This is a genomic window from Synechococcus sp. BA-120 BA3 (assembly GCF_034931285.1).
Classification (GTDB): domain Bacteria; phylum Cyanobacteriota; class Cyanobacteriia; order PCC-6307; family Cyanobiaceae; genus Cyanobium.
This window is the reverse complement of record NZ_JAYGHZ010000239.1, coordinates 1-567: the sequence shown is the minus strand read 5'-3', so window position 1 is coordinate 567 and position 567 is coordinate 1. Positions and strand designations below refer to the sequence as shown.

1 protein-coding gene is annotated in these 567 nt (G+C 66.1%); it reads left to right on the top strand.

The window, feature by feature from the left end; translation table 11 throughout:
* Window positions 1-79: 79 nt before the first annotated feature.
* Entirely contained in the window at window positions 80-367 is a 288-nt protein-coding gene (locus tag VB737_RS07530; protein ID WP_500312287.1) for a hypothetical protein, read from the top strand.
* The last annotated feature ends 200 nt before the right edge of the window (window positions 368-567 follow it).

Here is a 567-nt window from a genome sequence, read left to right as displayed (position 1 = left end):
GCTCGCCAACCTGATCACCGACCGGATCATCCCTCGGCTGGTGCCGGAGATCGAGATCCTGCCTTAGCGGCAGACGCAGGTGCTGGCCCTGCAGGTGTACCCCAGCCCGAGCCGCCCCCATCACCTGATCCGCGAGGGTCCTGCCGCAGGCGTGTATGTGCGGGTGGGCTCCACCAACCGCCGCGCCGATGCTGAGCTGATCGAGGAACTGCAGCGTTTCTCCCGAGGCGAGGGCTTCGACGAGCAGCCCTTGCCGGGGCTCAGCTCGGAAGCGATTGACTTCCGAGCGGCTTCCGAGTCGTTCGCACCTTTCCGCGAACTCCGCCGCCGCGATCTGGAGACCCTGCGGCTCGTGGGCGACCACTAGGGGAAGACGGTGCCGACCGTGGGCGGCATGATCCTCTTCGGCCATGATCGCGAGCGGCAATTTCCCGATGCCTGGATCCAGGCCGGGCGCTTCGCCGGCAGCGACAAGAGCCGCATCCTGGATCGGATCGAGATCCACTCCTTCCCAGTGCAGGCCGTGGAGGAAGTGATTGCCTTCGTGCAGAAGCATTCCTGGCATGG